The organism is Enterococcus rivorum, assembly GCF_001742285.1.
Classification (GTDB): Bacteria; Bacillota; Bacilli; order Lactobacillales; family Enterococcaceae; genus Enterococcus_L; species Enterococcus_L rivorum.
In genome coordinates this window covers 18502-33507 of record NZ_MIEK01000007.1, presented here as the reverse complement: position 1 = coordinate 33507, position 15006 = coordinate 18502, and the positions used below count along the sequence as shown (strand labels likewise).

Genomic DNA, 15006 nt, shown 5'->3' with positions numbered 1-15006 from the left:
TTCTACTTTATAAACAACGGTCAAAAAATACTGAATTAAATTTTAGGGAAAAACTACATCAAATTTTTTAGTGCTATGTTTACCTAATAGTTTCAGAATAAAGTACTACATTTGTATCATTGCTACTCTCCTAACAGACCCACTTCCTCTCAAAACTTGTCAAAAACGGCACTAATTGGCGATTAGCAACAATCGATTTATATAGAAACCTGAAAAAGAAGACAATTAAACGCTTGTTTAAATTCACTTACAATAATTGTTCTTTTTTCAGAAGTTCCATCAAATTTACTTGACTATCTGCTACAACTTTTCGAATTTCTAATTCAATTCCTTCGTTGTTTAAATATTTAAAAGCTTCGATATCCTCTTCATCTACAGCAACTGCATTCGTAATCATCTTTTTTCCCATTGAAAAACTCATGCCACCAATATTTACAGTCGTTAATTTAATGCCACCTTGGACTACGCGTTGGACATCTTTCGGATTTGTAAACAATAGCATTGCGTCAAACGAATCAAAACGAGGATCGGGAAAGACTTCAATCATTTTTTTAACCGTAATCACATTGACCTTTACTCCCGGTGGCGCAGCCTGTATTAGCAAGGATTTTCTCAAGGTATCGTGAGCAACTGCATCACTAACAACCAAAATACGATTGACATTAGTGCTTTTGGCCCAAACCGTTGCCACTTGGCCATGAATTAGACGATCATCTATTCGAGCCAAACGAATATCCATTACCATGGTTCTTTCTCCCTTAGTTATATTTCTTGACCCCAACACAAGACTTTTGTTCCTTAAACCATACCTCTTTTAACTATTCCTTAAATATAAAATACTATGTTATTGTCCGAATTGCCAAAATAACGATAGAACTTTGTCAGAATAATTTAATAAATCTTTGTTTCTATGACATTCACCCATATATTAAGCAAGTTTCGTGCCAAAATTAGTGTATTTGTTAAAAACACTGAATTGATAAGCTTTTCTTAAAAAATACACAAAAGAGATACACTAATTAGTGTATCTCTTTTGTGTATTTTTTATAGTGTATTGTCTGTATTGCTTTCTTCATTCAATATAGCATTGTTTATCAAATGAACAATATAGTAGGTTTCTTCTAATGAAAAGACCAGATTAAATGTTCTATTCAAAAATAGAACTGCTTTTGCAACAACATCATATATCGGCTCTTGTTTTATTTTTTCTAATTCTTCTGCTTCCACAGTTAGTGAATCATTCCTAAGCATTCTTTCCAATGATCCGGCAAGGTGCATCGTCAAGTTAATATATAGTGAATAATTAGTTACCAAACCTAGTTTTGTTGTGATTATGTCTGCAAAAGACCACAAAGGGTCGATGACCTTTTTAGGATTAATAAAAGTAAAGCTCTGTTCCATATAATCCATACAAACTTTTTTAGCCATTTCTTCATTCAGTTCTTGCTTTTCAATTGAAATTTCTGTCTCTACTAAAATTCGGTCTAAGATACTTTCTGCTTCTCCAGAAAAAAAAGTTTCCATTGAAATAAACGGCGCATTAATTTTAGGATCTGTAATACCTGTAGAAGCAATAATTTGATAATCTTCTTTTATTTTAGGCAATCGATCTTTCATATCGACAATTGACAAGGGCAGAACTTCTAATTCTAATCCTACTTGTGGAGAAACGGTTGCTTCAATTAATTCCTTCATTCTTCTAGCCGTTCCTTCTCCAGAAGCACAAATAGCTAAAATAGCTCTTTTTTTCCAAGGTGCTAAAGGATCTATGTCTTGTGCTTGTTTGATTTCTGCATAGCCTTGAAAGTTTTTCAACGAATCATATAAATCATCTAGTTTCGTATCAATTAAGGTCGTTTTTCTAGCCGTTTCTAAAACAATCGGGGTGGTTACCATGTCCACAGTGCGTACTTCTATCCCTGTTTGACGCATAATCTCATCAGTAAAAGTCGCTAACGATCCCATGTCTACTAAGAGAATCACACCACTGTCTTCATTGACTTCTTCAACCGTACTAATGATTTGTGCCAACGCTTCTTTCGGTTGCATCTCTAACGGCATATCTACCGCTCTTAAGTTTTCAACATTAAGTAATTGAGAAACCACCTGAACCATGCTTGTTGCGGTACTTTTTCCATGAGCTGCTACTACAACACCAATACGACCTACTTCTTGATTTTCCCGTAAAGAGATAAGCAATACCGCCAAATAGTAGCTTTCAGAATCAGGAATTGTCATTTGATAATTGGACTCAATAATTGCTTTAATTTCTTGAGCCACTTCAAATTCTCTAGGATAATCTAGTACCATATTCCGAATATTTTCATTTAATTTATGTTGTCGCTGCTCTCCTACTTGGATTCGTTTCAAAAAAGAACTGATATGCAGGCTCATTGCATAAATAAAATTAGATTGAAAATCATAGGATAATTGCTTTCGAGCAAACAGATATATTTCTTTTGTAACGTCAATAATCTGCTGATCAACAATTTCTGCTAATTTATTTTCTGTATCAAAAGTAAAGCCATGATCTTTATAAAAAGATTTTAAATGGACATTTATATCTGTCGTTATAAAATTATTGATAACCTCTTGATCTAATCCATCTGATTTTAGCAACGCCGCTTTGTCACCAATAATTTCATATAGATTATAAGGCAATTCATAGGAATCTGACTGAATCGTAACTAACGGCTCATTTGGTGAAACAACCATTTGCGGCTCTAAATACTTTGATAACTCAGCTAGAGCATCTCGATTGCTTGCTAGTTGCATCATTCCTTCTTTAATCCCATCTGACAGTTCATCCATAGTAATCGTTAATTCATCTTGGTCCATATGATTTAAAAAACTACGCGCTGTAACTAATTGAACATTCGATTTCAGCTGCCCAATATTTCCATAAGAGACACTACCAATTAACGCTTTAACAACGTCTTCTGACAGAGAAATTTTCCGTTGAATGCGAGAAGCTTCCATTGAAATCATCGCTCTAAGTAAATCAATTTTTTCTTTCGCTGGACGATCAACAAAATTCGGCAATTGAATAATAATAGGAATCCTTCTAACAAATGTATTCAACAGCGAGGAAGTTGGATTCTCTGTTGTGGCACAAATAATTCGAACATTTGCTTTCCGTTTCTTGATCGTTTCTCCTAGACGTGCATAAATTCCTTGATCCATAAAATAAAAAATCATTTCTTGTCCTTCTGGTGGTAAACGGTGCACTTCATCTAAAAACAAGATTCCTCCATCTGCTTCATGGATAATCCCTTCTTTCGCCTTTACTGCACCAGTAAAAGCACCTTCCGCATAACCAAATAAATGAGACATCAACAGTTCGGGATTGTGAGCATAGTCAGCACAATTAAAAACTGTCAACTTTTTTTCTGAACTCACCACCTGATTTAAAAGGGCAAACTGAAACATCGCATGAGCAAAATAAGTTTTCCCAGAACCGGTGGGCCCTGTTATTAAGCAATTTAGACCTTTCGGAGGATACAAAATCGCCGCTTTAGCTTGCTCTACTGGATTTCTCATACTACCCGATGAACCAATCATTCGTTTAAAAATATCTTCTACTTCTTCTGATCGTTCAACTCTTTTGGGTGAAACAACAATGGTCGGCTTTTTATTTTCTAAGTAACTACTAACTGGTTTCGACAAAGGACGATGACGAAAAACCGCAATATCTATGTATTTGACTGGACGACCGTCTACTTTTTCTAATAAACCATCACGCACTAGCTCATTTAGATCTTTACTTGCATTTGTTCGCTGAATACCCAATGCTTCAGAGACACTACTTGTCGTTACTCCTGCACCAAAAGAAACATCTTCTGGTGTTAAGTGATGCGTCTGCTCTTTCACATAAAGATAGATTCGCTCATTTCGTTTCATATTTCACCCATTCCTTTTCAAAAAATACACTAATACAGTTCGACTATTAAGCAATTATAAACCCCAGTAAAAAGAGGACCTAGCAGGATTCAAGTGTATCATACAGTGTATTGTTAAAAAAGTACACTAAAAATAATCTTTTTTCTAATATGTTTCATGTGGAACATATTAAAAATCTGCTAAACAACAGTTACTTTGCAAAGTTTATTTTCTTAAAAAATGATTTTCCAAGGAAAATGTTCAAATGAATTTTTTTTATGATAAAATGGTATTAATACGAAAGGGGATTTTTATGAAAAAAATATCACAAGAAGGAAAAGTTTCTTTTCCACAAGCAGTAAAAGATTTTTATCAAGGGTACTTTGATTTTACAGGAAATACTACACGTTCTGGGTACTGGTGGGTCATACTTGCTATTTTTATTGCGTATGTCGTTCTATTTATACTTACAATTAGTGTTCCTTTGATGGCTTTTATCGTTTTACTATTCTCGTTATCACTAATAGTACCTTTGATTACACTATCTGTTAGACGTATAAGAAACACAGGGTTGAAAAGCAAAACCATTTTAGCCCTTTACATTCTTTATTATGCTTTTTATGGAACATTTATGATGAGCTTCTACTCATCACTTCTTAATTCACTATCATCTGTCTATTCAGATTATTCAGATTCATACGTGCCTATAGCAAGCATGAATTTTTCTGGCTCAGCGCTAGTTGCTTTGATTTTTTTAGCTTTATCTTTGTTTATCTCTGTTTGTATGTTTTTACCAACAGATATGTTTGCTACTAAAAGCAATAATTCTATCCTTACTTCTATATTTTCTAAAAAAGCTTAATTTTATAACCTATTCAAATGATAAAAGTCTAGAAAGTAACTCAATGGGTTAGATTCTAGACTTTTTCTTTTTTGATGCTACATAAGCAATATAGAAAAGGGTATAGTATTTTACTGGCAGCCGCTGAGAACTTCAGTTTAACTATAGTCCCCCCATACCTCTTGCTACTCTTTTACTCCCTCTAACTTTTGTTTTCCTTGAAAATTCTTGTAATACATTGAAAGATAGTAACTCATTATATATAAAAGAAGACTCGCTAATATAGTAGCGTAGGTGCCTAATTTACTATGCAAGAATATTGATAATATCCCCATTAATACAAAATGAGTAAAATAAATTTCCGTTGTATACTTACTGGCATTAATTAAATGTTGATAAGAAAGAACTGTAAATTTCGTTGATACAAAAAATAACACTGAAACCCACCATAATACAAACAGACTATAAAAGAGAGTGATTGGGAAAGTGTGATGATAATAAATAGCGTCGCTTTCATATCCAGTTGGAAAATTTAAATAGAAAATACCAAGAATATAAATAACCAAGAGACCTGTTGAATAAATCAAGATTTTTTTGTAAAAATGAACTTTGTTATTTGTTTGAATAAGGTAACTGCCAAATAAATACCCTAGGATTGGGTAGATGATCCATGTTAAAAATGGAAAATAGGAAGCTCCACTTCCCCCTACAAAAAGATTGACTATCGGAGCTGATGTTGGTGTTACAAAATATCGACTGTACGGAAGTAATACGTAATTAGACAGCATAAAAAATAAACCAATCGCAGTTAAAGATTTATTCGAAAAATCCTTTGCTAATACAAACGAGAAAAGAATTAGTGCTAGTCCTGCAAATTGTAAAATATCCACATAGAAAAAATGATCATAAAATACTTCATATAGCGATATGTAGTTGCTATAACCATTTAACAAGTTAATTGATTCAGGTATAACCGAACGTAAAATATTTAAAAGATAGCCTAATATAATTAAAGTAGCTCCTCTTTTAATCAAAATACTAGGTGTATTTCTTCTAGAATAAATGATGCCTACACCGAGCATAAACATAAAAACGGGTGCCGCCGGAATGCCGCCTAAAAATTGAACGATTTGCCCATAAACACTTTCTTCTTGTGTCGCGTATGAACTAAATTGTAGTAAAAAGTGAACCAATACCATAAATAACACTGCTAAACCTTTAGCTATATCTAATTCATTTTGTCTTCCTGAATTATATCTATTAATATCTTTCATCGTTTCCTCCCCAATATATTTTTTTCATAGCCATTTTAGGACTTTACGTCAGCGTAGTTTTGTTTAGCCAGTAATTTTCAAAGAGACTATTTCTTTATTATGAATTTGATTAAGTTAATTGTATTGATTTTTTCTAAAATAGCAAACTTGAAATCTAATTCTTACAACTGAATGTTTACTCTTAAAAAGATTATTAGATGAAGTTTACATCAAAAAATGCTCAAATCTTATGATTAAGTTATCTTTTGCACGTTCGGAAATGAATTCTTTTCTGAAAAACACTGAAATTCCTTGAAAAATGGCATTTTCCTCGCTATAATGCAGAGAGGTTTAACAATTATAAATAAAGTGAGGAAAACAATTGATTACTGTAAATGACGTAAGTTTGCAATTTCCAGACCGCAAACTTTTTGATGATGTAAATATTAAATTCACTCCAGGAAACTGTTATGGGCTAATTGGTGCAAACGGTGCTGGTAAATCAACTTTCTTAAAAATTTTATCTGGTGAAATTCCACCTACAACAGGAAATATTTCTTTAGGTCCAGATGAACGTTTGGCTACATTAAAGCAGAACCATTTTGATTATGAAGAAAATACAGTCTTGGAAACTGTAATTATGGGCCACAAACGCCTATATGAAGTTATGAAAGAAAAAGATGCGATCTATATGAAAGAAGACTTCTCTGATGAAGATGGGATTCGTGCCGCTGAATTAGAAGGAGAATTTGCCGAAATAGGTGGTTGGGAAGCAGAACCTGAAGCTGCTGTCTTGCTTCAAGGCTTAAACATTCCTGAAAACTTACATGACCAATTGATGAGTGAACTAACTGCCGGTCAAAAAGTAAAAGTGTTATTAGCACAATCGCTTTTTGGTAAACCTGATGTACTATTACTGGATGAGCCTACCAATGGATTAGATACTCGTTCAATTAATTGGTTAGAAGAATTTTTAATCAACTTTGATAATACCGTTATTGTCGTTTCCCATGACCGTCACTTTTTAAACAAAGTTTGTACCCACATGGCCGATTTAGATTTCGGAAAAATTAAACTTTACGTAGGGAACTACGACTTCTGGTTAGAATCTAGTCAATTAGCGGCAAAATTACAATCGAATGCCAATGCAAAAAAAGAAGAACAAATCAAAGAATTACAAGACTTTATTGCACGATTTAGCGCAAATGCTTCTAAATCAAAACAAGCAACTTCTCGTAAAAAAATGTTGGACAAAATCACTTTAGACGATATTCAGCCTTCTTCACGTCGTTACCCATTTGTTGGCTTTAATCCTGAACGTGAAATCGGAAATGATTTACTACAATTAGAAAATATTTCTGTAACAATTGATGGTAAAAAAGTCTTAGACAACATTTCTTTCAACTTAAGTAAAGATGACAAAGTAGCATTTATTGCTGACAGTGACATCGTTACGACGACTTTATTCAAAGTAATTATGGGGGAAATCAAACCTGATACTGGTACGGTGCGTTGGGGTGTTACAACGACTCAAGCTTACTTACCAAAAGACAACAGTAAAGATTTCGATACTGACTTAACAATTATCGACTGGTTACGTCAATTTGCTGGAAAAGAAGAAGATGACAATACCTTTTTACGTAGCTTCTTAGGTAGAATGTTATTCTCTGGGGAAGAAGTATTAAAACCTGTAAACGTCCTTTCCGGTGGGGAAAAAGTTCGTGTCATGCTTTCTAAACTGATGTTATCTAAATCAAATGTGTTGGTTCTAGATGATCCGACAAACCATTTGGACTTAGAATCTATCACAGCATTAAATGATGGGCTAATGGCCTTTACTGGCGCAATTTTATTCGCTTCTCATGACCATCAATTTATCCAAACCTTAGCAAACCGTATTATCGCTGTTTCTGATAAAGGTTTAGTCGATCGTGCTGAAACAACTTACGACGAATTCTTAGAAAACAAAGATGTTCAAAAACAATTGGATGAACTGTTTACTGGGGAATATTAAAAATCAAACAAAAAAGAATCAGAACAACCAACTTTTTGAGTCCGTTGTTCTGATTCTTTTTATTTTTCTAAATATATGATTTTTTTTAAAATTCAATAATAATTGCTTAAACTCGTTTTTCTCCTAAAGAAAAAACAGCGATACAGCCATAGCCTGTGTGACTTGTGATGGTTGAACCTAATGGGAAGATAGATATTTCTTTTACTTGAATCTTTTCAAGGATCATCTTCTTTAATTTTTCAGCGTTATCAAGATCTCCTGCATAAGCAATATAGATTGTTTGTTTTACAGGCTCAATAATTCTTGATGTTGTTTCATTTGCTAATTTCTGGAGGGCTTTGCCTCTTCCACGAACTTTTCCAACATTTATTAACTTTCCTTCAGCGTCTATTGTAATGATTGGTTTTACATTCATCAAACCACCAATTGCTGCTGCGGTTTTTGAGATTCGTCCACCTCGTTCCAAATGTTTTAAATCATCCACGGTTACCCAAGATTGAACGTTCATCTTATTTTCTGTTAACCAAAGTAAAATATCTTCTAGTGAATGACCTGCTTTTTTCAAATCAATCGCTTTGTTTACGAGTAAACCTAATCCCAGGCTGGCAGCTTTGGTATCTACTATATAAATTTCAACATCTTCATATTCTTCTTTTAATATATCAACTGCTTGCAGGGCACTTTGGTAAGAGCCACTTAAACCTGAAGAAAAAGCTAAGTAAAGAACAGGTATTTTTTTCTCAATAAAAGTGCGGAAAAACTCTATATATTGTCCAATATTCACTTGAGAAGTCGTCGGCATACCACCGTTCTGGATTTCCTTTAGAAAATGATCATAATCAAAGGTTTTTCCTAGATCATCAATCATTTCTTTTCCGTTCAAATGGACTGTCATACTTATAAAATCAACATCATTTTCTTCTAATAAAGTATAGGGTAAATCACAACAAGAATCGGTTACTAATTTAAAGGTCATTTTTTATAATCCTCCTTTTTTACATTTTAACACAAAAGCTCATGACACTCATTAAAGAACACTGAACATAAAGATATTTCTCTTTTTTCCTCTATAATATTTTTAATTTAAGTAAAAGAAAAGAGAGCGGACAAAACTGTATACGTTTTGTTCTGCCCTCTCGAAACCTGATTAAATTTGTGCCCAAACACTTTCTAATACATTGGTTTGGTTACGATCTGGTCCTACTGAAAATGTTGAAATTCTTACACCTACAAGTTCAGAAATACGATGAACGTAGTTACGAGCGTTGGCTGGTAAATCAGCTAATGTTTTACACGCTGTAATATCTTCTGACCATCCTGGTAACTCTTCATAAACTGGTTTACAACGGCTCAATTCTTTCAAGCTTGCAGGATAATGATAGATTAATTCTCCATCTAATTCATAGGCTGTACAAATTTTAACTGTCTCTAGTCCACTTAGTACATCAATCGAATTTAGAGATAAGTTTGTAATACCTGAAACACGTTTCGAATGACGCATTACAACCGTATCAAACCAACCCACACGACGAGGACGCCCTGTTGTTGTACCGTATTCTTTCCCTACTCTACGAATTGTTTCTCCTGTTTCATCGAATAATTCTGTTGGGAAAGGTCCATCGCCGACACGCGACGTATAAGCTTTACAAACACCTACAACCTTATTAATTTTAGATGGGCCTACACCACTACCAATTGTCACGCCTCCAGCTACGGGATTTGATGATGTTACAAAAGGATACGTTCCTTGATCGATATCTAGCATCACACCTTGGGCACCTTCAAATAACACGCGTTTGCCAGCATCTAAAGCATCATTTAAAATCACTGAAGTGTCAGTAACATATTTCTTGATTTGTTGGCCATACTCATAATATTCTTCAAAAATATCTTCAAATGCAATTGGCTCACTATCAAACATCTTAACAAATTGACGATTTTTTTCTTCCAGATTAATTTTCAAACGTTCTTCAAAAATTTCTTTATCTAGTAAATCAGCAATTCGAATCCCAACACGTGCCGCTTTATCCATATACGCTGGGCCAATTCCTTTAATTGTTGTTCCAATTTTATTTTCACCTTTCGCATCTTCTTGCAATTGATCCAATTGAATATGGTAAGGTAAAATGACATGCGCACGATCTGAAATACGCAAATTATCAGTCGCTACGTTGTTTTCTTTTAAGTACGCTAACTCTTTTACTAAAGATTTAGGGTTTACAACTACGCCATTCCCAATTACGCTAATTTTTTCCTTATAAAAAATACCTGAAGGAATTAAATGAAGTTTATACGTTACACCGTCGAATTTAATCGTATGCCCAGCATTGTCTCCACCTTGATAGCGTGCGATAACTTCCGCATTTTCACTTAGAAAATCCGTGATTTTTCCTTTACCTTCGTCGCCCCACTGCGTTCCAACTACTACAACTGATGACATTCGAACACCTCGTTCTAAATTATTTTGTCCTGAATTATTGTACCAAGAAAACGCCACCCTTTCAAGGAAAAATCGAATATTACGAAGAACGAAAAAAAAGGAAAGGTTAAAACACGAACGTTACGTCGGTTTTATTGAAAAAATCTATAAAAAAGCGAAAATTAGAAAATTTTATTTTTTTCATGGCAACTTGATTTCTATAAAGAAATTTTTTTCTCATGATGTACACTTTTTCTTCAATATTTCGTAAAATGGTTGGATGGTCATAAATAATCTATAGGAGGAACAAAATTGTTAGCTGTCGGTTTATTATTTGTAGGGATTACTTTAATTAGCAATGGGTATTGCGGCTTAGCAGGCGTAGATAAAAAATCTACTGCACTTTTAAATATTCTTACAGGAAGCTTGTCTTTCATTATTAACACTATGTATTTATTACAGGGAGAATATTACTCTGCTGGCACGGGGTATCTATTTGCCTTTACCTATTTATTGGTTGGTTTAATCTATCTTTTCAATTTAGATATGCGCATTTATGGAATTTTTGCTTTATTTGTCGCAATCAATACGATTCCAAGTGCTTGGGTCGCTTACACTATCGAAGGGGATTGGCGTTTCGCAATTATTTGGCTCCTTTGGGGAATTTTATGGTTTGCTGGGTTCGTGGAATCTATTTTAAAAATTGATATTACCAAACCTGTTTTATACTTAGCAATCTTTGAAGGAATTGTCACTTGCTGGATTCCAGGCTATTTAATGTTAGTCAATTTATGGTAGCGAAAAAAGAGTCTTAACAAAACGGTTGTCGTTTTGTTGGCTCTATACTATTTTGTGTTGGTGGAAATTCCTCAAGGAAAACCCACCAGCACTTTTTTTGAGTGTTCAAACAAAAAAAGGAACAGCAAAGTTCTTACAGCTGCTTTGACTGGATCTAGGAATGGACTTGGCACGGGTTTCGCCAAGTCACTTCCCAACAACTGCCCAGATCATTCCCGCTGTCTTCCTTCGTTCAAAAAAACTTAAAACAAAACCAGAGATTCTCTGTTTTTGTTTTAAGCTCTTCGATTGTATTCTGTTTTTTATTCTAGCAACAGGAGTTGACATAGAATCCAAAATCATCGCTGTTTTCTTTAAAGCAGGCTTATTTTTACTTCGTATGTGCTAAAATTACTATTTCATCAGCTTTAAAGCCTTATTGTTTACGTAAAAAGTATTTTCTACATTAACAGCAACACTCTCTAGTTCTTTATTTTTACCATTTAGTAACACATAGTTTTTATTTTCGGGTATTTCCAACGTCGTTTTTCCTTTAGTTGCAACCAATTTAACATTATTCTGATCAGAATCATCAATGGAAACTTTAGCACCTAATTTTTCTAATGCTTCTTTGGCATCAGTGTAATAATTTTTCGTTTCTTTCGACAAATCAATGCCCCATATTTTGGCTATCGCTTTAGGAATGTCTGTATTATTAATAGTTCCAGTAAGTCTTTCGTCATTGGGCAAGTACGTATAAAGCGTGATATCTTCACCTGTATGACCGCTAGTTGTAAAGCCTAATGAGGCCCTTTTTGATATTAACTGTCCATAGAGTGCTTGCATATTGCTTCCGTAAAGTGCTTGTTTGTCCTTTTTTTCATCATTTAGGACAGCTTTAAGCTGTGCGATTTCTTCAGTAGATAAATCACTAATACCACCATATTCAGCCATAATTTTAACCAAATTATCAGTATTTCCACTTATTTTTTTACCAATTCCTTCACCTGTCAGCTTGGCTTTTTTTAATGGCGCAACAAATTTGTCCACACTATCTTTTGAGTAAGTGGTATCTGTTTGCTTATTTCCAATTGTTAAGCCGCTATTTCCATGATCGGTAATAGCGATAACCATTGTATCTTCATTTTTCTTAGCATAATCCAGTGCAGCTTTAACCGATTGATCAAAAGCATTAATTTCAGAAATCATTCCTATCGGATCATTTGCATGTGCTGCCCAATCAACTTTTGAACTTTCCACCATTAAAAAGAACCCATCTTTGTCTTTTGAAAGAATATCTATCGATTTTTTCGTCATTTCAGATAGAGACGGCTCTGATGGCGTTAGTGTTTTCTGATCCATTTCATAGGACATAGCTGATTCAGCAAACATGCCCCAAGTTTTATTTTTAGCATTAGTTAGGTCTTTTTTGTCTGTCAAGTACTGGTAGCCTTGATTTTTTAAAACATTTACTAAGTCTTCATCATCTTCACGATTTTGAAGGTTTCCATAGCCCCCACCAAAGACTACATCAATAGAATTATAAACCTGCTGTTCAGCGATAATTGCTTCTTTACTTCTGTCAGGGAAATGACTAGAATAAGCGGCTGTCGTCGCATGCATTATTTGCGAGGTAGCGACTAATCCGGTTGCTTTCCCAATATTTTTTGATGTTTCTAGAATAGTTGCTAAAGGTTTTTTTTCCTCAGAAACGCCGATAAATTTGTCCATTGTTTTTACACCAGTGGCTAGAGCTGTTCCTGCTGGTGCTGAATCGGTTATTGCTCCAACAACACCATTTGCTTGCCAATAAGTTCTGACTAAGCCACTAGCCATTTGATCAATTGAAAGATTTTTTGACGTATCAATTTTTCCTGACGCTTGGTCATACGCGTTGTACCAACGAGTGAGAGTAACGCCATCGATGCTCATCCCATCAGCGATTAAAACAATAACATTTTTTATTTTTTTTGCTCCTGAAGCTTTTCGAGGCTCATTGCGTGAGAATGAGAACCACTAGATAAAATTGACACACATACCATCGTTAACGCAATCAGTCTTTTTTGAAATTTTAACATAAAAATCCCCCCAATAATTTTTTTACTTATGATACCTAAAAATTGCATTCTAACAGCCAGAATCATCAAAGAACAGTGATTGTTCGGATAGGCCTCTGGTACAAACAATTACTATATAAAATATATAATTGTTTCATATATTATAAAATAATAGTATGTTTTTTACGTCAGATTACTGTAAAATTACTGTAAAATAAGCACTCCTCTAAAAAATATTTTTTTATAAGACAAAACAAGATTTTGCTTCAACAAAAAACTGTGAGTTTTTTCGAAAACAACCCTCACAGTTTCATAGTTTCATTTTGATTTTTTATACTTTACAATAGTTCTTTAGTTTCTGCTAATTTTTTATACCAGTAAGCACTTTTTTTGGCGTATCTTTTTTGCGTATCAAAATCAACATACAACAAGCCGTAACGCTTATTATAGCCATTTGTCCAAGAAAATACGTCCATTAACGACCAGATGAAGTAGCCTTGAACATTTACTCCTTTTTCTACAGCTTTCAAAATAGCAGACAAATGCAAGCGAACATACTCAATTCGTGCGTCGTCATTGACTGTTTCATTCGTTAGAAGATCTTTGTCACCCATTCCATTTTCGGTCACGTAGATTTTTTTATAATGAGGATATTTTTCCTTGATATACAATAACATATCCAACAAGCCTTGCGGATAAATAGGCCAATCCCAATCTGTTGTTGGAATTTTTGGATTACTTACTCGCTCACCAATTCCCTTCAATGCAAAAATGCTACTGCCTTTCTCACCAGTTCCATTATGGTGTATCAAGCTTTCTCCTTCGTATGCCTTAAGAAAATGACTGGCGTAATAATTAATTCCTAAAAAATCTATTTTTTGTGCGGCATCAGAAAGAATTTCAAGCTCTTCTTCCCGGATGATTAATTCTCCTTGATTTTGCTTAAGGATGTTTTTTACAACAGCTAAGGATTCTTCCGAATAACACCCATTAAAGGTGACATCTAGCATAAACTGATTAGCTAATACATGCTCTTGCATAGCCGCTTCATCATCTTCCGGCTTGTCACTAATTGGATACTTCGATTCTAAAATATGCACAATCCCAATCTCTCCATGATAATTTCCTGCCACGTATACTTTTACGACCCGAGCATGAGCTACCATCATATTGTGCATCGCTTGAATTGCTTTAGGAATGTCATACTGCTTATTCGGTGGGAAATGGCCTATAATATATTGTCCGGCAACTACTGACCACGGTTCATTGATAGTAATCCAATAGTTGACTTTATCCCCATATTCCTTAAAACAAAAGCTAGAAAAATCAACAAAAGCAGTCACCATTTCTTGAGACAGCCAGTCCCCTAATTTAAATAGTGGATCCGGTGTATCAAAATGATGTAAAGTCACAAAAGGCTCTACTTTATTTTTTATGCAAGTATCAATTAGTTCGTGGTAATAGTCAACACCACTTTGATTCACTTCCCCTGTTCCATTTGGAAAAATTCTAGTCCATGCAATAGAAATCCGAATGCCATTGATTCCAAAAGCTTGGCACACCTCAAGATCTTCTCGATACTTATGATAAAAATCACTAGCTGTAGAAGGATCAAATACATTCTGTTCAGCTAAATAATCGTCCCAGTAGGTTTTCCCTTTGTTCCCAATTTTCGTGGCACCTTCTGCCTGATAAGCTGCTGTTGCTGCTCCAAATATAAAGTTTTCTGGAAATTTTTGCATAGAACTACTCCTTTTCTTAATGAA

At 34.3% G+C, this 15006-nt stretch carries 10 protein-coding genes; 3 read left to right on the top strand and 7 right to left on the bottom strand.

The features are described from left to right. Positions 1–247 precede the first annotated feature (247 nt). Both BCR26_RS03550 and BCR26_RS03545 read right to left on the bottom strand, forming a co-directional pair. Positions 248–745 carry a mannose/fructose/sorbose PTS transporter subunit IIB gene (locus BCR26_RS03550; RefSeq protein WP_069697595.1) on the bottom strand — a complete coding sequence of 166 codons (498 nt, stop codon included), beginning with the start codon at positions 743–745 and terminating at the stop codon, positions 248–250. A 299-nt stretch (positions 746–1044) separates the two neighbouring features. Next, the gene (locus tag BCR26_RS03545) at positions 1045–3900 is read right to left on the bottom strand and encodes a sigma-54-dependent transcriptional regulator (protein ID WP_069697594.1); all 2856 of its coding nucleotides are present in this window, start codon (positions 3898–3900) and stop codon (positions 1045–1047) included. Positions 3901–4192: 292 nt separating this feature from the next. Between BCR26_RS03545 and BCR26_RS03540 the strand changes: the two genes are divergently transcribed. Further along, positions 4193–4741 carry a DUF805 domain-containing protein gene (locus BCR26_RS03540; RefSeq protein ID WP_069697630.1) on the top strand — a complete coding sequence of 183 codons (549 nt, stop codon included), beginning with the start codon at positions 4193–4195 and terminating at the stop codon, positions 4739–4741. 164 nt (positions 4742–4905) lie between these two features. Here BCR26_RS03540 and BCR26_RS03535 read toward each other — a convergent pair whose 3' ends face one another. Continuing rightward, on the bottom strand, positions 4906–5994 hold the full coding sequence (locus BCR26_RS03535) for a heparan-alpha-glucosaminide N-acetyltransferase domain-containing protein (RefSeq protein ID WP_069697593.1): 1089 nt from the start codon (positions 5992–5994) through the stop codon (positions 4906–4908). 361 nt (positions 5995–6355) lie between these two features. Between BCR26_RS03535 and BCR26_RS03530 the strand changes: the two genes are divergently transcribed. Next, entirely contained in the window at positions 6356–7987 is a 1632-nt protein-coding gene (locus tag BCR26_RS03530; RefSeq protein ID WP_069697592.1) for an ABC-F family ATP-binding cassette domain-containing protein, read from the top strand. A gap of 106 nt (positions 7988–8093) precedes the next feature. On the opposite strand, the gene BCR26_RS03525 is transcribed toward BCR26_RS03530, so the two are convergent. Both BCR26_RS03525 and BCR26_RS03520 read right to left on the bottom strand, forming a co-directional pair. After that, positions 8094–8963, bottom strand: a complete 870-nt coding sequence (locus BCR26_RS03525; RefSeq protein WP_069697591.1) for a DegV family protein — start codon at positions 8961–8963, stop codon at positions 8094–8096. A gap of 171 nt (positions 8964–9134) precedes the next feature. Then, positions 9135–10427: an adenylosuccinate synthase gene (locus BCR26_RS03520; protein ID WP_069697590.1), complete on the bottom strand. Its 1293-nt coding sequence runs from the start codon at positions 10425–10427 to the stop codon at positions 9135–9137. Positions 10428–10718: 291 nt separating this feature from the next. On the opposite strand from BCR26_RS03520, the gene BCR26_RS03515 reads away from it, so the two are divergent. Further along, positions 10719–11204 carry an AmiS/UreI family transporter gene (locus BCR26_RS03515; protein WP_069697589.1) on the top strand — a complete coding sequence of 162 codons (486 nt, stop codon included), beginning with the start codon at positions 10719–10721 and terminating at the stop codon, positions 11202–11204. A 393-nt stretch (positions 11205–11597) separates the two neighbouring features. Here the strand turns inward: BCR26_RS03515 and BCR26_RS03510 are convergent, their stop codons facing one another. Together BCR26_RS03510 and lacG are read right to left on the bottom strand one after the other, a co-directional pair. After that, on the bottom strand, positions 11598–13115 hold the full coding sequence (locus BCR26_RS03510; RefSeq protein WP_084387001.1) for an alkaline phosphatase: 1518 nt from the start codon (positions 13113–13115) through the stop codon (positions 11598–11600). A 463-nt stretch (positions 13116–13578) separates the two neighbouring features. Continuing rightward, a complete protein-coding gene (lacG, locus tag BCR26_RS03505) occupies positions 13579–14982 on the bottom strand; it encodes a 6-phospho-beta-galactosidase (RefSeq protein ID WP_069697588.1) in 1404 nt (467 codons plus the stop codon). Between the last annotated feature and the right edge of the window lie 24 nt (positions 14983–15006).

Excerpts from the sequence above, each read along its gene's own strand:
- BCR26_RS03550 (WP_069697595.1), bottom strand. The coding sequence starts at position 745 with ATGGTAATGGATATTCGTTTGGCTCGAATAGATGATCGTCTAATTCAT.
- BCR26_RS03545 (WP_069697594.1), bottom strand. The coding sequence starts at position 3,900 with ATGAAACGAAATGAGCGAATCTATCTTTATGTGAAAGAGCAGACGCAT.
- BCR26_RS03540 (WP_069697630.1), top strand. The coding sequence starts at position 4,193 with ATGAAAAAAATATCACAAGAAGGAAAAGTTTCTTTTCCACAAGCAGTA.
- BCR26_RS03535 (WP_069697593.1), bottom strand. The coding sequence starts at position 5,994 with ATGAAAGATATTAATAGATATAATTCAGGAAGACAAAATGAATTAGAT.
- BCR26_RS03525 (WP_069697591.1), bottom strand. The coding sequence starts at position 8,963 with ATGACCTTTAAATTAGTAACCGATTCTTGTTGTGATTTACCCTATACT.
- BCR26_RS03520 (WP_069697590.1), bottom strand. The coding sequence starts at position 10,427 with ATGTCATCAGTTGTAGTAGTTGGAACGCAGTGGGGCGACGAAGGTAAA.
- BCR26_RS03510 (WP_084387001.1), bottom strand. The coding sequence starts at position 13,115 with ATGAGCATCGATGGCGTTACTCTCACTCGTTGGTACAACGCGTATGAC.
- lacG (WP_069697588.1), bottom strand. The coding sequence starts at position 14,982 with ATGCAAAAATTTCCAGAAAACTTTATATTTGGAGCAGCAACAGCAGCT.